At 61.9% G+C, this 17,956-nt stretch carries 16 protein-coding genes; 14 read left to right on the forward strand and 2 right to left on the reverse strand.

All coding sequences use genetic code 11. The features are described 5' to 3' along the window. Window positions 1-32: 32 nt before the first annotated feature. Both ACZ89E_RS24835 and ACZ89E_RS24840 read left to right on the forward strand, forming a co-directional pair. A complete protein-coding gene (locus ACZ89E_RS24835; RefSeq protein WP_476256632.1) occupies window positions 33-5,927 on the forward strand; it encodes an Hpt domain-containing protein in 5,895 nt (1,964 codons plus the stop codon). After that, entirely contained in the window at window positions 5,920-6,375 is a 456-nt protein-coding gene (locus tag ACZ89E_RS24840) for a chemotaxis protein CheW (RefSeq protein WP_133835604.1), read from the forward strand. The genes ACZ89E_RS24835 and ACZ89E_RS24840 overlap by 8 nt, the downstream gene beginning before the upstream one ends. A 106-nt stretch (window positions 6,376-6,481) precedes the next feature. On the opposite strand, the gene ACZ89E_RS24845 is transcribed toward ACZ89E_RS24840, so the two are convergent. Then, window positions 6,482-6,853 (reverse strand): DUF6124 family protein, encoded by a 372-nt coding sequence (locus tag ACZ89E_RS24845; RefSeq protein WP_476256633.1) that lies wholly within the window; start codon window positions 6,851-6,853, stop codon window positions 6,482-6,484. A gap of 629 nt (window positions 6,854-7,482) precedes the next feature. Here ACZ89E_RS24845 and ACZ89E_RS24850 point away from each other — a divergent pair. The 11 genes from ACZ89E_RS24850 (at window position 7,483) to madM (ending at window position 16,099) form a co-directional block, all read left to right on the forward strand. After that, complete coding sequence (locus ACZ89E_RS24850) at window positions 7,483-8,112, forward strand: transcriptional regulator (RefSeq protein WP_476256634.1); 630 nt, start codon at window positions 7,483-7,485, stop codon at window positions 8,110-8,112. Beyond that, window positions 8,075-8,503, forward strand: coding sequence for a hypothetical protein (locus ACZ89E_RS24855; RefSeq protein WP_476256635.1), 429 nt, complete (start codon window positions 8,075-8,077; stop codon window positions 8,501-8,503). The genes ACZ89E_RS24850 and ACZ89E_RS24855 overlap by 38 nt, the downstream gene beginning before the upstream one ends. A gap of 382 nt (window positions 8,504-8,885) precedes the next feature. Continuing rightward, window positions 8,886-10,556 (forward strand): malonate decarboxylase subunit alpha, encoded by a 1,671-nt coding sequence (mdcA, locus tag ACZ89E_RS24860; protein ID WP_133835608.1) that lies wholly within the window; start codon window positions 8,886-8,888, stop codon window positions 10,554-10,556. Beyond that, the gene (locus ACZ89E_RS24865) at window positions 10,557-11,408 is read left to right on the forward strand and encodes a triphosphoribosyl-dephospho-CoA synthase (protein ID WP_476256636.1); all 852 of its coding nucleotides are present in this window, start codon (window positions 10,557-10,559) and stop codon (window positions 11,406-11,408) included. Beyond that, entirely contained in the window at window positions 11,408-11,707 is a 300-nt protein-coding gene (locus ACZ89E_RS24870; protein ID WP_123404225.1) for a malonate decarboxylase subunit delta, read from the forward strand. Before ACZ89E_RS24865 ends, ACZ89E_RS24870 begins: the two co-directional genes overlap by 1 nt. Beyond that, window positions 11,700-12,542: a biotin-independent malonate decarboxylase subunit beta gene (locus ACZ89E_RS24875; RefSeq protein ID WP_476256637.1), complete on the forward strand. Its 843-nt coding sequence runs from the start codon at window positions 11,700-11,702 to the stop codon at window positions 12,540-12,542. Before ACZ89E_RS24870 ends, ACZ89E_RS24875 begins: the two co-directional genes overlap by 8 nt. Further along, entirely contained in the window at window positions 12,539-13,327 is a 789-nt protein-coding gene (mdcE, locus tag ACZ89E_RS24880; protein ID WP_476256638.1) for a biotin-independent malonate decarboxylase subunit gamma, read from the forward strand. The genes ACZ89E_RS24875 and mdcE overlap by 4 nt, the downstream gene beginning before the upstream one ends. Then, window positions 13,321-13,941 carry a malonate decarboxylase holo-ACP synthase gene (locus ACZ89E_RS24885; protein ID WP_476256639.1) on the forward strand — a complete coding sequence of 207 codons (621 nt, stop codon included), beginning with the start codon at window positions 13,321-13,323 and terminating at the stop codon, window positions 13,939-13,941. Before mdcE ends, ACZ89E_RS24885 begins: the two co-directional genes overlap by 7 nt. Continuing rightward, entirely contained in the window at window positions 13,938-14,849 is a 912-nt protein-coding gene (gene mdcH, locus ACZ89E_RS24890; protein WP_476256640.1) for a malonate decarboxylase subunit epsilon, read from the forward strand. The genes ACZ89E_RS24885 and mdcH overlap by 4 nt, the downstream gene beginning before the upstream one ends. 67 nt (window positions 14,850-14,916) lie before the next feature. After that, entirely contained in the window at window positions 14,917-15,333 is a 417-nt protein-coding gene (gene madL / locus ACZ89E_RS24895; RefSeq protein ID WP_169372689.1) for a malonate transporter subunit MadL, read from the forward strand. A 1-nt stretch (window position 15,334) separates the two neighbouring features. Then, the gene (madM, locus tag ACZ89E_RS24900; RefSeq protein WP_133835615.1) at window positions 15,335-16,099 is read left to right on the forward strand and encodes a malonate transporter subunit MadM; all 765 of its coding nucleotides are present in this window, start codon (window positions 15,335-15,337) and stop codon (window positions 16,097-16,099) included. 175 nt (window positions 16,100-16,274) lie between these two features. On the opposite strand, the gene ACZ89E_RS24905 is transcribed toward madM, so the two are convergent. Continuing rightward, a complete protein-coding gene (locus ACZ89E_RS24905; protein ID WP_476256641.1) occupies window positions 16,275-17,189 on the reverse strand; it encodes a LysR family transcriptional regulator in 915 nt (304 codons plus the stop codon). A 138-nt stretch (window positions 17,190-17,327) separates the two neighbouring features. Here ACZ89E_RS24905 and trhA point away from each other — a divergent pair, with 138 nt between their 5' ends. Further along, complete coding sequence (trhA, locus tag ACZ89E_RS24910) at window positions 17,328-17,945, forward strand: PAQR family membrane homeostasis protein TrhA (RefSeq protein ID WP_054044362.1); 618 nt, start codon at window positions 17,328-17,330, stop codon at window positions 17,943-17,945. The last annotated feature ends 11 nt before the right edge of the window (window positions 17,946-17,956 follow it).

Here is a 17,956-nt window from a genome sequence, read left to right on the forward strand (position 1 = left end):
TGCGGGCGTAAAGAATGAAGAGTGGAGTGGTTATGGGTGATCGGCACGACTATGTGGCCCTCGAGTGGGTCAAAGGCGAGATTGCCGAAACGCTGAAGCAGGCTCATCAGGCGTTGGAGCAACTGCTCGACGACCCCCAGGCGACCTACGCGCTGGGCGAGTGCCTGGCGTGTATCCATCAGGTGCACGGCAGTTTGCAGATGGTCGAGTTCTACGGCGCGGCCCTGCTCGCCGAAGAAATGGAGCAACTGACCGCTGCCCTGCAACAAAACCGCGTCAGTCATCGCGATGAAGCCATTCATCTGTTAAGACAGGCCTTGGGGCAGCTGCCGATCTACCTCGACCGGGTGCAAGGCGCACGTCGCGACCTGCCGCTGGTGGTGCTGCCGCTGATCAACGATCTGCGCAGTGCCCGAGGCGAAAGCCTGCTCTCGGAAACCAGCCTGTTCAGCCCGCAACTGCCGGACTTGCCGCCGCTGGATCCGGACGATCTGGCGCTGCTGGAACCACCCGAATTACCGAATGTGCTGCGCAAATTGCGGCAGATGTTGCAGATGGCCTTGGTCGGTTTGCTTCGCGAGCAGGATGGCGAAACCAATCTGGATTACCTGACCAAAGTCTTCGCCAAGCTCGAAGCGTTGTGCGGTGACGCGCCGCTGAGCCCGTTGTGGCAGGTCGCGTCGGCGCTGGTCGAAGGCCTGCGCAATGGCGCGATTGCCAACAGCCCGGCCCTGCGCAGCCTGTTCAAGGACGCCGACAAGGAACTCAAACGCTTGCTGGAACAGGGCATGGCCGGGGTCAATCAGGCGCCGCCGCCCGAGCTGTTCAAAAGCTTGTTGTTCTACATTGCCAAAGCCGAACATCCCACCGGGCAGATGCTGACCATGAAAGATCGCTACGGACTGGACGATGCGCTGCCTGACAGCGCGATGGTCGACGAAGAACGCGCACGCCTCGCCGGCCCCGACCGCGATGCCATGCGCTCGGTGCTCGCCGCGCTGTGCGAAGAACTGGTGCGGGTCAAGGAACGCCTGGACCTGTTCGTGCGCAGCGACCGCCAGCACACCTCCGACCTGGAAAGCCTGCTGGCGCCCCTGCGGCAAATCGCTGACACCCTGGCGGTGCTCGGTTTCGGCCAGCCGCGCAAAGTGATCATCGATCAACTGGCGGTGGTGCTCAGCCTTGCCCAAGGCCAGCGCGAACCCAACGACGCGATCCTGATGGACGTGGCCGGGGCCTTGCTTTACGTCGAAGCGACGCTGGCCGGGATGGTCGGCACCGTGGAGCCGGAGAGCCAGGAAGAAAGCCGCCTGCCGACCACCGACCTGACCCAGATTCATCAGATCGTCATCCGCGAGGCACGGATTTGCCTGCAACAAGCCAAGGACATGATCGTCGACTACATCGACGCCGATTGGGATCGCCAGCAACTGCAACCCTTGCCGGCGCTGCTGACCCAGGTGCGCGGCGCACTGGCGATGATTCCGCTGAACCGTGCCGCGAGCCTGATCGAAGCCTGCAACGGCTTTATCCGCGAACACTTGCTGGTGGACACCGATCACCCCGGCTGGCAGCAACTCGACAGCCTGGCCGACGTCATCACCAGCATTGAGTACTACCTCGAACGCCTGAACGACGACCCGCAAGAATTGGACGAACACCTGCTCGACGTCGCGGAAAACAGCCTGGCCGCCCTCGGGTTTTTCCCTGCCGAAAAACTTGTTCCGATACTTGAAGACGTACTGAGCCCCAACGAAGCCCAGGTCATGCAAGACCTGCAGGAACTGGACGATCCCGACACCGTGCAGTCCCTGGCCGCCGTGCTGGCCAGCCCGGTTTCAGCCGTCAACCCGCCCGCCCTGAACACCCCGGGCAGCCTGTTGCCACCGCCGTCGGGTGAAGAGCCGGTGGACGATGAGCTGCGGGAAGTCTTTCTCGAAGAAACCGACGAAGTCCTGGACGTGCTGCGCGAATACCTGCCGCGCTGGTCCGCGAATGTTGGCGATAGCGCAGCACTGAGCGAACTGCGCCGGGCCTTCCACACCTTGAAAGGCAGCGGCCGGATGGTCCGCGCACTGGTGCTGGGCGAACTGGCCTGGGCCGTGGAAAACCTGCTCAACCGCGTGCTGGAACACAGCGTCGAGCCTGGGCCGGCGGTGCAGCAACTGCTGACCGACGCGCTCAACCTGCTACCAGAACTGATCACCGATTTTGCCGCCAACGCCCAGCGCCAGCGCGACGACGTCGACCGCTTGGCCGCCCGGGCTCACGCCTTGGCCAAGGGCGATGCGCTGCTGTCCGACGAAGACACCCAGGACGTCGCCGCCCTCGATCCGTTGTTGCTGGAGATCTTCCGCAACGAGGCCGAAACCCACCTCGCCAGCCTCAACCGCTACCTCGACCAAGCCGCCGAGCATGTGCCGCTGCAAGCCAGCGACGAATTGCAGCGGGCCTTGCACACGCTCAAGGGCAGCGCCTCGATGGCCGGTGTGGTGCCGATTGCCGAACTCGCCGCGCCGCTGGATCACCTGGCCCGGGAATACAAGGCGCACCTGATTGCGCTGGACCTGGATGAGGTCGAGTTGCTGCTGGAAGCCGAAGGGTTGTTCCGCCTCGGCTTGCGTCAACTCAAGACCGATCCACTGGCCGAGATTCCCGGCGCCCGTTCGTTGATCGAGCGCACGCGAACGTTGCTGGACCAACGCCTGGAAGCGATCCTCAGCGCGCCGAACCGGGGTTTGCGGATCAAGCGCGATCCGCAGTTGATCAACAACTTCCTGGCCCAGGGCATGGACATCCTGCTCGACGCCGAAAGCCTGTTGCGCCGCTGGCAGCAACACCCCGGCGAGCGCCAGGAACTCAGCGCGTTGCTGGATGAGCTGACCACCCTCGGTGAAGGCGCGCACCTGGCCGACCTGCACCCGGTGGATGAACTGTGCGAAGCCTTGCTCGACCTGTATGGCGCGGTGGAAGAAAGCAGCCTGGCGGTCAGCGACGAGTTTTTCCATGAAGCGCAAAGTGCCCACGAAGCGCTGATCAACATGCTCGACGAACTGGCCGCCGGCCAGGAAGTCAGCCCGCAACCGGAACGGGTCCGGGCCTTGCGCGATTTGCTCGACACCAGCCTCGATCCGTCGGCCACGGGCCTGATTCGCAGCGATGGCAGTCGTAGCCTGAGCATTCGCGAACTGGGCACTGCCACCGCTGAGCTGTCGAAAACCGCGACGCAACTTGAACACGACGACGAGATCGTTTCGATCTTCCTCGAAGAAGCGGTGGATATCCTCGAAAGCGCCGGCCAGGCCTTGCAGCGCTGGTTGAACGACCCGGATAACGCCGCACCGCTGTCGTCGTTGCAGCGGGATTTGCACACCCTCAAGGGCGGCGCGCGCATGGCCGAGGTTGAAGAAGTCGGCGACCTGGCCCATGAGCTGGAGAATCTTTACGAAGGCTTGGTTGACCGCCGTTACAGCCACAGCGAAGCGCTGGCGCGGTTGCTGCAAACCAGTCATGACCGCTTGGCGGTGCTGCTGGAACAGTTGCAGCAGCAGAAAGCCTTGGGTGATCCGAGCGAGCAGATCGAAGCGATTCGCCAGTTCCGCCAAAGCCACGCCAGCACGCCAGAAGCTGTCGAGCCGACCCACGAACATGATTCCCCCGGCCATGACCCGGAGCTGCTGGAGATCTTCCTCGAAGAAGGTTTCGACATCATCGAAAACTCCGGCGCGGCGCTGGTGCGCTGGCAGGCCGAGCCGTCGAATCGCCAGGAAGTGGAAACCCTGCTGCGGGATTTGCACACCCTCAAGGGCGGCGCGCGGATGGTGGAAATCGCCCCGATTGGCGACCTCGCCCATGAGCTGGAATTCCTTTACGAAGGCTTGTCCGCCGGGGTGCTGCAACCGACGGCGCCGTTGTTCACGCTGTTGCAAAGCAGCCACGATCGCTTGGCGCAGATGCTCGATGCCACCCGCGCCGGGCAACCTTGTCCGCCAGCGGACCGGTTGATTGATGCGATCAAGAATTTCAGTCATCCGGCCGTTCCTGAAGCCCCGGTAGTCGCGCCTGTTGTGGCTAAACCGGAAGTGCCGACGCCCGAGGCCGGCGCGGACATGGTCAAGGTTTCGGCCGAGTTGCTGGACGATCTGGTCAACCTCGCCGGGGAAACTTCGATCTTCCGTGGCCGTATCGAGCAGCAGGTCAACGACGCCCGCGTGGCCCTGAGCGAGATGGAAACCACCATTGAGCGGATGCGCGATCAGTTGCGGCGCCTCGACACCGAAACCCAAGGGCGGATTCTCAGCCGCCAGCAAGTCGAAGCCGAACGCTTGGGCTACGAAGAATTCGATCCGCTGGAAATGGACCGCCATTCGCAGTTGCAGCAACTGTCCCGGGCGCTATTCGAATCCGCCTCCGACTTGCTCGACCTCAAGGAAACCCTCGACCGGACCAATCAGGACGCGGACAACCTGCTGCAACAGCAGGGCCGCATCAACACCGAATTGCAGGAAGGCCTGATGCGCACGCGCATGGTGCCGTTCGAACGAATGCTGCCGCGTTTGAAACGTATCGTGCGTCAGGTCTCCAGCGAACTGGGCAAGGACGTGGAGTTCGTCGTCGGTAACGCCGAAGGCGAGATGGATCGAAACGTGCTGGAACGCATGGCCGCGCCGCTGGAACACATGCTGCGCAACGCTGTGGACCATGGCCTGGAATCCACCGAAGCGCGGATCGCGGCGGGCAAACCGGCCCAGGGTCGTATCACGCTGGACCTGTCGCGAGAGGGCGGCGACATCATTTTCGACATCCGCGACGACGGTGCCGGCGTGCCGCTGGACGCGGTGCGAAGCAAGGCGATCAAGCGCGGCATGCTCGCGCCGGACAGCGACATCAGCGACCGCGACGTCCTGCAATTCATCCTGCAACCGGGGTTCTCCACCGCCGAGAAAATCACCCAGATTTCCGGGCGTGGCGTCGGTATGGACGTGGTGCATGAAGAGGTGCGGCAACTGGGCGGCAGCATGGTGATCGACTCTGTGCCGGGGCAGGGCGTGCATTTCCGCATTCGCCTGCCGTTCACCGTGTCGGTCAACCGCGCGCTGATGGTGCAGTGTTTTGATGACCAATACGCAATCCCGCTGAACACCATCGACGGCATCGTCCGCGTGTTGCCCAACGAACTCGAAGGCCATTACCGCCTCGATCCGCCGACCTACAAATACGCCGGGCAGGACTACGAACTGTGCTACCTCGGCGAACTGCTGAAAACCAGCACCCGCCCGAAACTGCTGGGCCAGAGCCTGCCGCTGCCGGTGCTGCTGGTGCAATGCAACGAACGGCACATCGCCGTGCAAGTGGATTCCATGGCCGGTACGCGGGAGATCGTGGTCAAAAGCCTCGGCCCGCAATTTGCCGCCGTGCAGGGGTTGTCCGGGGCGACGATTCTGGGGGATGGCCGGGTGGTGCTGATTCTCGATTTGCTGGCGCCGATCCGCGCCATGCAGGCCCGCGTGCCGCAACGCCCGGTGCTTCAGGAAATGGAAGCCGAGCCGCACAAGCCGTTGCTGGTGCTGGTGGTGGACGACTCGGTCACCGTGCGCAAGGTCACCAGCCGTTTGCTCGAACGCCACGGCATGAACGTGCTCACCGCCAAGGACGGGGTCGATGCCATGTTGCTGCTTGAAGAGCACATGCCCGACGTGATGCTGCTCGACATCGAAATGCCGCGCATGGACGGCTTCGAAGTCGCCACCCAAGTGCGCGCCGACGAACGCCTGCAACACCTGCCGATCATCATGATCACCTCCCGCACTGGCCAAAAACACCGCGACCGCGCCATGGCCATTGGCGTCAACGACTACCTCGGCAAGCCGTACCAGGAATCGGTGCTGCTCGAAAGCATCGCCCTGTGGAGCAGAACCCATGCTTGAGCATCGCACCAGCAACCTCACGGGCCTGTTGCTGCCCTTGGCGGATCGCAACTTGATCCTGCCCAACGTCGCCGTCGCCGAGTTGATCGACTACCAACCGGCGGCGTTCGACCTCGATACACCGCCGTGGTACCTGGGGCTGGTGACGTGGCGGGATCGGCAGATTCCGTTGCTCAGTTTTGAGTCTGCATGTGGCAGCAAAGTGGTGATCGGCGAGCGCGTGCGCATCGTCATCCTCAATGCCCTGGGCGGGCGACCGGAGTTGAAGTTCATTGCGCTGCTGGTGCAGGGGATTCCGCGCTCGTACAAGTTGGATAGCCAATTGAGCTATGTGGATGTGCCGTTGTGTCCGCTTGAGCAAGCGGCGGTGCAGGTGGGGGAGCAAGTGGCGAAAGTGCCGGATTTATTGGCGCTGGAGGAGTTGTTGGTGAGTGCCGGGCTCGTCTGACGGGCCCCTTCGCGGGCAAGCCTCGCTCCTACAAGGGGCAACGTAAATCCTGTAGGAGCGAGGCTTGCCCGCGAAGGCGGCCGTCAATTCACCACAACATCAACGGCTAAACCTTGCCCGCGGCCAACGCCTCATGGTGATCCAGCACCCGCTCCACCAACAATTGCACGCCATCGGTCAAACGGCTGATCGCCAAAGCTACCGAACGGCGCGTGCCTTCCACATCGTCCGCCAAATCGGCAGCAATCGCGCTGATGGACAGCAAGTCTTCGGAAGCGTTGGCCAGCAGGGCCTCGGGGTCGTTGATTCCCGGGGCAACGGCGAAGAGTTGGTATTTCCGGCGCTTGGCGGGTTTTGCATCCGCCGGGGGGAAGTAATGGGCGAAGGCGCGGTCGGCGGCTTCTTTCATCTTTTCGGCATCGAGGGATGGTTGGGAATCGGTGCCGGATTCTGGGGGGGTGGGGGTAGCTTTGAACATAGTGAAATCTCCAGTAATGAGTTTCAGCTGCTCCCTCGGTTCCAGCCGAAGGGGTGGCAGCTGTACGCGGGCTGGAACCCGAGGTGGAGAAAACCCGGTAGACCCGAAGGTCTCCCGCGCACAGCCGCCATAACTGAATGCACACATTAAAGGTGCGCAAGCATACGTCATGAGGGGCGCTTTCGCGCCTTCTACACCTCGGGATTCCAGACCCGGTCGCTGAATTGGCAGCGACACACAAACGATAAAGATCAACGCAAAACCCCACCAGTCAGCGTGTTCCCCCATTGCTGTAGGCAGTGACGTCAGACCGCGTAGCCGCCAACCCTTCCTGCGCCGCAACTTTTAAACACAAATCCCCTGGCGGTCGAACTCCCTGTGGCGAGGGGGCTTGCCCCCGTTGGGCTGCGAAGCAGCTCCAAAATCTGCAACCGAGGTGTATCAGGCACACCGGGTGCGATGGTTTTACGACTGCTGCGCAGCCGAACGGGGGCAAGCCCCCTCGCCACAGGAGTTGATCGTTCCCACGCTCCGCGTGGGAACGATCAATCCCCCATTTAGCTGGCGAAGGTTGAAGATTCCCAAAAAGGGACCTATCGTTCCCTTTTTGGGACTCTTTGGTTGCCAATGTGAAAAACCTTTCCCTCAGCGAAGCCCTGTTCACCACCACCCAGCAAAAAGTGCTGGGTTTGTTGTTTGGCAAACCCGACCGCAGTTTCTACGCCAACGAAATCGCCCGGTGGGCGCAAGTCGGTAAAGGCAGCCTTATGCGCGAACTGGATCGGTTGCAGCAGGCCGGCGTGCTGACCCTGACCCGCCAGGGCAACCAGACCCACTATCAAGCCAACCCCGACTGCCCGATCTATGCCGAACTGCTGGGCATCGCCCGCAAAACCTTCGGCATCGCCGAGCCCCTGCGCCAGGCGCTGCAACCCTTCGCCGAACAGATCACCTGGGCCTTCGTGTACGGCTCCATCGCCAAGGATTCGGCAAACGCATCCAGTGACATTGATCTCATGCTGATCGGCGAAAGCCTGCACTACAGTGAAGTGATGGAGCGGCTCTTGCCCCTGGAGGAGCAACTGGGCCGCGTCCTCAACCCGACGCTCTACACCCCCGGCGACTGGGTCGCCAAACTGGCGGCTGAAAACAGTTTTGTCGTGCGTGTGGCGCAGCAGGACAAAATCAATCTGATGGGGCAAAACCCTTTGGAGTCCAAGGATGGGCAGCAACGAGAATCTGGAGAACCTGTTACGTAGCGGTGGACTGAAAGCCGAGCCGCCGGATCGCAAGGAATGTGAAGGGCTGATGCGTTCGGCGGTGGATCGATTGAAAGATGCGCAAACGGCTTCGCTGTCCTTCGCGAGTCGTTTCGACTTGGCTTACAACGCTGCCCATGCGCTTGCACTGACGGCACTTCGCTTGTGTGGTTACCGCTCGGACAAGCGATATCTGGTGTTTCAGTGCCTGGTTCACACGGCTGATATTGGCAAGGTGCAGGTTCGGTTGTTTGCCTTGTGTCATGAACGACGAAACCTGGCGGAGTACGAAGGCTATATGGATGAAGATCCGGCGTTGTTGGCGCAGTTGTTGGAAAGCGCTGAGCAGCTTCTGGTTCGGGTGCAGGAGCAGATGACGCCGCAAACCTGATCGTTCCCACGCGCAGCAAAGGAATGCAGCCCGGGACGCTCCGCGTCCCAAGAGCCGAACGCGGAGCGTCCGTTGAGGCATTCCCACGCAGAGCGTGGGAACGATCAAAGTCCCAAAAAGGGACTGATCGGTCCTCTTTTGGGACTGATCGAAGATCGCGGTGATTGGTCTGGCCTCTTCGCGGGCAAGCCTCGCTCCTACAGGTTTGTGTCGTTCGCAGAGGTTGTGTACGACGCGACCTTGTAGGAGCGAGGCTTGCCCGCGAAGGCGTCAGCCCGGCCAACCATTACCCTGACCGTAACGATCCGTCGCTCTGCTTGATTGATGCCCCACACCCAACCCTCCTAAGGTGGCCCCACGACAGCGAACCCGTGGAGTGGTCATGACAACAACAATATCCCCCGACTCGCGATGGACGCGGCGGCGCAGCGAGAAGCAGCGGCGTCTTGAGTTGGTCAAAGGTTTTGCCGACGGCGTGGTGTTGCCCACCGACAAGATCGTCGCAGCGCTGGAGGCGTTGATTCTGCCCGGCGACCGGGTGGTGCTGGAGGGCAATAACCAGAAGCAGGCGGATTTCCTTTCGCGCTCCCTGGCCAAGGCTGATCCCGCGAAGCTGCACGATTTGCACATGATCATGCCCAGCGTCGGCCGCTCCGAGCACCTCGATTTGTTCGAACGGGGCATCGCCCGCAAGCTCGATTTCTCCTTCGCCGGCACCCAGAGCCTGCGCATCAGCCAGTTGCTGGAAGATGGCCTGCTGGAAATCGGCGCGATCCACACCTACATCGAACTCTACGCACGACTGGTGGTGGACCTGATCCCCAACGTCGTGCTCTCCGCCGGTTTCATGGCCGACCGCGCCGGCAACATCTACACCGGGCCGAGCACCGAAGACACCCCGGCATTGATCGAACCGGCAGCCTTCAGCGATGGCATCGTTATCGTCCAGGTCAATCAACTGGTGGACGACGTCACCGATCTGCCCCGCGTTGATATCCCCGCGTCCTGGGTCGATTTCGTGGTGGTGGCGGACAAGCCGTTCTACATCGAACCGCTGTTCACCCGCGACCCTCGCCACATCAAGCCTGTGCACGTATTGATGGCGATGATGGCGATTCGCGGGATCTACGAAAAACACAACGTACAGTCGCTGAACCACGGCATCGGTTTCAACACCGCCGCCATCGAATTGATCCTGCCGACCTACGGCGAATCCCTCGGCCTCAAAGGCAAGATCTGCCGCAACTGGACCCTCAATCCGCACCCAACCCTGATCCCGGCCATCGAAAGCGGTTGGGTCGAGAGTGTGCATTGCTTCGGCACTGAACTGGGGATGGAAAACTACATCGCCGCCCGGCCCGACGTGTTCTTCACCGGGCGCGACGGCTCGTTGCGTTCCAACCGCATGTTCTGCCAACTGGCCGGACAGTACGCGGTGGACCTGTTCATTGGCGCGACCCTGCAGGTCGATGGCGACGGTCATTCCTCCACCGTAACTCGCGGACGCTTGGCCGGTTTCGGTGGCGCGCCGAACATGGGCCACGACCCGCGCGGTCGCCGCCATGGCACCCCGGCCTGGCTCGACATGCGCCACGACGATGCGCCGGAAGCCTTGCTCGAACGCGGCAAAAAACTCGTGGTGCAAATGGTCGAGACGTTCCAGGAGGGCGGCAAACCGACCTTCGTCGAAACCCTCGACGCGGTGGAAGTGGCGCGTAAGAGCGGCATGCCGTTGGCGCCGATCATGATCTACGGCGACGACGTCACCCACCTGCTGACCGAAGAAGGCATCGCCTATCTGTACAAGGCGCGCTCGCTGGAAGAACGCCAGGCGATGATCGCGGCGGTCGCGGGCGTCACCGTGATCGGCTTGCGCCACAACCCGAAAGACACCGCCCGCATGCGCCGCGAAGGTTTGATCGCCTTGCCCGAAGACCTCGGCATCCGCCGCACCGACGCCACCCGCGAACTGCTCGCGGCCAAAAGCGTGGCCGATCTGGTGGAGTGGTCCGGTGGCCTCTACAACCCGCCCGCCAAGTTCAGGAGCTGGTAAATGCACGCACTTAACCTGCAACCCAAAACACTGACCCTGGCCGAGCGGCTGGCGGATTTGGCGGTGGACGCGCTGATCGACGAAGCAGACCTGTCGCCGAAACCGGCGCTGGTGGACCGTCGCGGCAACGGAGCGCACACCGATTTGCACCTGGGCTTGATGCACGCGTCGGCGTTGTCGTTATGGCCGGCGTTCAAGGAAATGGCCGACGTGGCCATCGCGTTTGGCGACGTCGGTCTGCCGCTGCGCGAAGCCCTCGGGCGCATTGGTCGGGAAGGGGAGCAAGCAATGCTCACCACCACCGATGGCGTGAATACTCATCGTGGGGCGATCTGGGCGCTGGGGCTGTTGGTCGCTGCCGCCGCCCTTGAAAACACCAACGCCAGCGCCGTCACGCTGTGCGCCGCACGTTTGGCTTTGCTCGACGACCGTCACGCGCCACGCCCGCTAAGCCACGGCGCCCAAGTCGCCCAACGCTACGGCGCACGCGGTGCCCGTGAAGAAGCGCAACTCGGCTTCCCTTCCGTCCTGCAACGCGCGCTCCCACAACTCAAACGCAGCCGCGCCCTCGGCCACGGCGAACAAAACGCTCGCCTCGACGCCTTGCTCGCGATCATGACCCGACTGGCCGACACCTGTGTGCTCTACCGCGCCGGCGAAACCGGCCTGCAAACCATGCAACTCGGCGCCCAAGCCGTACTCGACGCAGGCGGCAGTGCCAGCCTCGGTGGTCGTCGCCGCTTGCATGAACTGGATGAACAACTCATCGCGTTGAACGCCTCGCCGGGTGGAGCCGCTGATTTGCTCGCCGCGTGCCTGTTCATCGACCGCCTCGAATTCGGAGCTTTCTGATGGAAACCTTATCCTTTGAATTCCCCGCCGGGCAGCCGCCCCGGGGCCGGACGCTGGTGGGCTGTGTTGGCTCGGGCGATCTGGAAGTGCTGATCGAACCGGGTGTGGCCGGCAAGTTGACCATCCAGGTGCAGACCTCGGTCAATGGCGCCGAACAGCGTTGGCAGCATCTGTTTGCGCGGATGTTTGACGGTCAGACGCCGCCCGCCATGGCCATCGATATCCACGACTTCGGCGCGACGCCGGGTGTGGTGCGCTTGCGTCTGGAGCAAGGCTTTGAGGAGATTGGCCATGACTGATCTCCTTAACAAACATAGCTTCGTCGAACTCGGTGCGCGGCAGCGGGCGAAAGCCTTGCTCGACGCCGGCACCTTCCGCGAATTACTCGATCCGTTTCAGCGAATCATGTCGCCGTGGCTGTCGCGCCAGGGCGTGGTGCCGCAAGCCGATGACGGCGTGGTGATCGCCAAGGGCAGCATCGGCGGTTTGCCGGTGGTGATCGCGGCGATTGAAGGCGCGTTTCAGGGTGGGAGCCTTGGAGAAGTCGGCGGGGCGAAGATTTCTGGTGCGCTGGAACTCGCCGCCGAAGATAACCGCAAAGGCATTCCAACCCGCGCTGTGTTGCTGCTGGAAACCGGTGGCGTACGGTTGCAGGAGGCCAATCTCGGGTTGGCAGCGATTGCGGATATCCATGCGGCGATTGTCGATTTGCGTCAGTACCAGCCTGTTGTTGGCGTGGTGGCGGGCAGCGTCGGTTGCTTTGGCGGGATGTCGATTGCCGCCGGGTTGTGCAGCTATTTGCTGGTGACTCAGGAAGCGCGGCTTGGTCTCAACGGTCCGCAGGTGATCGAGCAGGAAGCGGGGCTTGAGGAATACGACTCCCGGGATCGTCCTTTCATCTGGAGCCTGACCGGTGGTGAGCAGCGGTTTGCCAGTGGTTTGGTGGATCGTTATGTGGCCGATGATGTGGCGCAGATTCAACTGCAGGTCAGTGAATTGCTCAAGCAAGGCTTGCCGGAGCAGCAACGTAGCCAGCAGGCCGGGTTGTTTCTGGAGCGCTTGGCGCGATTGGATGCTGAACCGCAAATCGAACCGTCGGTGGTTCGCGATCTGTATCAAGGAGAGCGCTCATGAGAGGTTTGAACTGGTTTAACGCCTTGAGTACCGGTGCGAAACCGGTCGAAGGTTTGCCTGCTTCGTTGAAGGTGGCCGATGGTGTGTTGGGTGATCAGCCCGTGCGGTTTATCGCGGTGGTGACTGATCCCGACAACCGCTTCGTCCGTGCCCGCAACGGTGAGGTCGGTCTGCTGGAAGGCTGGGGGTTGGCCAAAGCCGTGGATGAAGTCATCGCGGCCGACAGCGATAAATCTCAGAAGCGTGCCTTGATCGCCATCGTCGATGTACCCAGCCAAGCCTATGGCCGCCGCGAAGAAGCCCTCGGTATTCATCAGGCATTGGCTGGTGCGGCGGACAGTTATGCTCGTGCTCGACTGGCCGGACACGCGGTGATCGGTTTGCTGGTGGGCAAGGCGATGTCCGGGGCGTTTCTCGCTCACGGGTATCAAGCCAATCGACTAATTGCCTTGCGCGATCCCGGCGTAATGGTTCACGCCATGGGCAAGGCGTCGGCGGCGCGGGTGACGTTGCGCAGTGTCGAAGAACTCGAAGCCCTGGCCGCCAGCGTGCCGCCGATGGCGTATGACATTGAAAGCTACGCCAGCCTCGGTTTGCTCTGGGAAACCTTGTCGGTGGAACAGATTGAGCAGCCGACGGCGCAAGATCTGACCCGCGTGACGGAATGCCTGAATCAAGCGATCAGCGATGTCGCCGCGAAGGGTCGTGATTTGAGCAGTCGCTTGGGTGCCAGCAATCGCGCGGCATCGAGCAAGGTGCGTGAACTGCTGAGAGCGCAGTGGTGAATACGTTTCTGGCTCACGACTTGCTCTGGGGCATGACCCCGGAGCAGTTGCCGCTGGATGCGCCGATGTGGGCGACAGACGCTTTGGCTCAGGGTCAGCCAGTGGTGGTCCGGCGTGCGTTGTGCGCGCCGGGTCAGGTTGCCGTCGGCGTGCGTGGGCCGATGCGTGAGCAGCGGTTTGCGACGGTGATGGCAGTCGAGGCGATTCAGCGTCGGGTCAAACCTGAAGATCTTCGTCATGTTTCGATTGATCGGGATCTACCCGCATTGCGCGCACTGACTCAACTGCGGTCGATGCTGGATGCTTGCGGTTTCGTATGGGGCATCAGCGGCAGCGCCGGTTTCGAATTGGCCAGTGGTGTTCAGGCCTTGCATGAGCGCAGCGACCTCGACTTGATCCTGCGCACACCGCAACCCTTGAGCCGCGCACAGGCTCAGGAACTGGTGAAGATTTTCGATACCGCCGCGTGTCAGGTGGACATGCAATTGCAGACGCCTTTGGGTGCCATCGCCTTGCGCGAATGGGCCGGGCCTGCGCGGCGAGTCTTGCTGAAAAACGCCAGTGAGGCTTGTCTGGTGCTCGATCCGTGGAACCCCCAGGAGCAAGCGGCGTGAGCAGTTTGCTGGTGTTCCCGGGCCAAGGTGCGCAGCAGCCGGGCATGCTCCATCGTTTGCCTTTGGAAACGGTGACGGAGGCGAGTGATGTCCTCGGTGAAGACGCCTTATTGTTGGATTCTGCCGAGGCCTTGAAGACGACGCGGGCGGTGCAGCTTTGCCTGCTGATCGCTGGCGTCGCGGCTTCACGGCAACTACAGGAACCGGCGGATTACGTGGCCGGGTTGTCCATCGGCGCCTATCCGGCAGCGGTCGTCGCCGGGGCTCTGGGCTTCAGCGATGCCCTGCATCTGGTCAGCCTGCGCGGTGAGCTGATGCAACAGGCTTATCCACAGGGCTACGGCATGACCGCGATCATCGGTCTCGATTTATTCACCGTCGAACAGTTGCTCGCCCAGGTTCACAGCAATGAAACGCCGGTGTACCTGGCCAATATCAACGCCGATAACCAGGTGGTGATTGCGGGTAGCGATGGGGCGATGAAAGCCGTGGCGCAGTTGGCGAAAGGTCACGGTGCAGGTCTGGCCAAGCGTCTGGCCGTCAGCGTGCCGTCGCACTGTCCTTTGCTGGACGCGCCAGCGAAAACCCTCGCCGAAGCCTTCGCCAAGGTGTCACTGAAAACCCCATCGATGGGCTACCTGAGCGGCAGTCGCGCCCGGCCCATCGTCAACGTCGAAGCCCTGCGCGACGACCTCGCTTTCAATATGTGCCGCGTCGTCGATTGGCGCGGCACCGTGCAAAGCGCCTACGAGCGCGGCGTACGGCTACAAATCGAACTGCCGCCCGGTGCGGTGTTGACCGGGCTGGCGCGCCGGGTGTTCGAGCAGGGCACCGTGATTGCCTTCGACGGTGCTCGCCTCGACACCTTGCAAGCGCTGTTGCGTGAGGAGGGAAGCCGCCAACCCTAGAACACCGACTCAGGCTTGCGAAGCACAAAAACAACAACTTCGACGATGCACTTTGAGGACTACAACAATGATTATTTACGGTGTGGCGCTGTTGGCGATCTGTACGCTGGCAGGGGTGATCCTGGGCGATGCCCTGGGCATGTTATTGGGCGTGAAGTCCAACGTGGGCGGGGTCGGCATCGCCATGATCCTACTGATCTGCGCGCGGTTGTACATGCAAAAGCGCGGCGGCATGACTAAGGATTGCGAGATGGGCGTCGGCTTCTGGGGCGCGATGTACATTCCGGTGGTCGTGGCGATGGCCGCGCAACAAAACGTAGTGACTGCGCTGCACGGCGGTCCGGTGGCGGTGTTGGCCGCCATCGGTTCGGTGGTGATTTGCGGCTGCACCATTGCCCTGATCAGCCGGACCCACAAAGGCGAACCCCTGCCCGATGAACCGGCGGAAGTGACGCCGGTCGGCACCCCAGTAGGAGGTCGCTGATATGTGGGAAGTCATCGAGAAAGGCCTGATCAATAATTCGCTGATCACCGCGTTCGCCTTCGTCGGCGTGATCATGTGGGTGTCGGTGGTGTTGTCCAAGCGCCTGACGTTCGGGCGGATTCACGGCTCGGCGATTGCCATCGTCATCGGCCTGGTGCTGGCCTGGGTCGGCGGCACCATGACTGGCGGGCAGAAAGGCCTGGCAGATCTGTCGTTGTTCTCTGGCATCGGCTTGATGGGCGGCGCCATGCTGCGGGACTTTGCCATCGTCGCCACGGCGTTCGAAGTGCAGGCCACCGAAGCAAAAAAGGCCGGGATGATCGGCGCGATAGCGTTGCTGCTGGGCACGATTCTGCCGTTCATTGTCGGCGCGAGCATTGCCTGGGCCTTCGGTTATCGCGATGCAATCAGCATGACCACCATCGGCGCGGGCGCCGTGACCTACATCGTCGGGCCGGTGACCGGGGCGGCGATTGGTGCCAGTTCGGATGTGGTGGCGTTGTCGATTGCCACCGGGTTGATCAAGGCGATTTTCGTGATGGTCGGCACGCCGATGGCGGCGAAATGGATGGGCCTGGATAACCCGCGTTCGGCGATGGTGTTTGGCGGGTTGGCCGGCACCGTGAGTGGCGTGACGGCGGGGCTGGCGGCGACGGATCGGCGGTTGGTGCCTTATGGGGCGTTGACCGCGACGTTCCATACCGGGCTTGGGTGCTTGCTGGGGCCTTCGTTGTTGTACTTCATTGTTCGCGGGATTGTCGGCTAAGCCGCCAGAAACCGATCGTTCCCACGCGGAGCGTGGGAACGATCAGCGTGGGAATGATCAAAACGCTGACTGCTTTTTGTGGCGAGGGAGCTTGCTCCCGCTGGGCTGCGCAGCAGCCCCAATTCTTGCGGGTGCTGCGCACCCGAGCGGGAGCAAGCTCCCTCGCCACAGGGTCTCAAGCCTGGCGATTGGCATACATCCGACACTCCGCCAGCAACGCCAGCAGATTCGGATCGCGCTCCTTGGCCTTCAGGAACACCACGCCAATGTGCTGCTGCAACCGGTACTTTTCCTGCAACGGAATCAGCTTCACCCGATTCTCATACACCGCCGCAATCCGCCCCGGCAGCAACGCATAACCCACTCCCGAGCTGACCATGCTCAGCAGGGTGAAGATGTCGTTGACCTGCATCGCCACTTTCGGCTCGAAACCCGCCTGTTTGAACACCCGGATCCCGTCCTGGTGCGTGGCGAAGCCCTGGGTCAGGGTGATGAAGGTTTCGTCGCGCACTTCCGCCAGGTCGACTTCCGCCCGTTGGGCAAACTTCGAATCGGCCGGGGTGGCGAGGAAGATGTCGTCGGAGAACAGTTGAATCTGCTCGCAGTCCGGGTCGTTGACGCTGTCGTCCAGGGACACCAGGATCGCGTCGACTTCCATGTTTTTCAGCTTGTAGAGCAGGTCAATATTCGAGCCGAGGATCAGGTCGATGTTGAGTTCGCTGCGGCGGATTTTCAGGCCCATGATCAGCTGCGGCACGGTCTTCACCGTCAGCGAATACAGCGAACCGAGTTTGAAGCGCTCCGCCGAGAACCCGGCCGCTTCGCGGGTCAGGCGCACGCTTTCGACCACGTCCTGAATCAGCTTCTGCGCCCGTTCTTCCAGCACATAAGCGCTTTCCAGCGGCGTCAGGTTGCGGCCTTCGTGCTTGAACAACGGACAGCGCAGTGCGCTTTCCAGAGAGTGGATGGCGCGGTGCACGCTGACGTTGCTGGTCTGCAACTCGGCAGCGGCCCGGGCCAGGTTGCCGGTGCGCATGAAGGCCAGGAACACCTCGAGTTTTTTCAGGGTCAACTCTTCGTCGATCAGCATGGGCCGGACTCTTATTCGAATGGCTCGATTGTGCACGTATGTGGGGAATACGGGGATATGTGTCCTGAAACATTGCGCTTTTAGTCTCAAGGCCTGAGCCTTGCGCACTGCGGCAACGAATTTCGAGGAAAGCGATACATGTATCACGGGGAACGATTGAACGCCTGGACCCATCTGGTCGGGGCGGTGGCGGCGACGGTCGGGGTGGTGTGGATGCTGGTGATCGCCAGCATGGACGGCAGCCCGTGGAAGATTGTCAGCGTGGCGATTTACGGTTTCACCTTGATGGTGCTCTACAGCGCGTCGACCGTGTACCACAGCGTGCGCGGGCGCAAGAAAGAGATCATGCAGAAGGTTGATCACTTTTCGATCTATTTGCTGATCGCCGGCAGCTACACGCCGTTTTGCCTGGTGACCCTGCGTGGGCCGTGGGGCTGGACGTTGTTCGGCATTGTCTGGGGATTGGCGCTGATCGGCATCCTGCAAGAGATCAAGCCGCGCTCGGAGGCGCGGATTCTGTCGATCGTGATCTACGCGGTGATGGGCTGGATCGTGCTGGTGGCGGTCAAGCCGCTGCTTGCGGCGCTGGGCTCGACCGGTTTTGCCTGGCTGGCGTCGGGTGGGGTGTTGTACACCGTGGGCATTATCTTTTTTGCCCTCGACCATCGCCTGCGCCATGCCCACGGGATCTGGCATCTGTTCGTGATCGCCGGGAGCCTGCTGCACTTTGTGGCGATTCTGTTTTACGTGCTCTAAACGATAATGCG

Source organism: Pseudomonas sp. TE3899 (genome assembly GCF_056279105.1).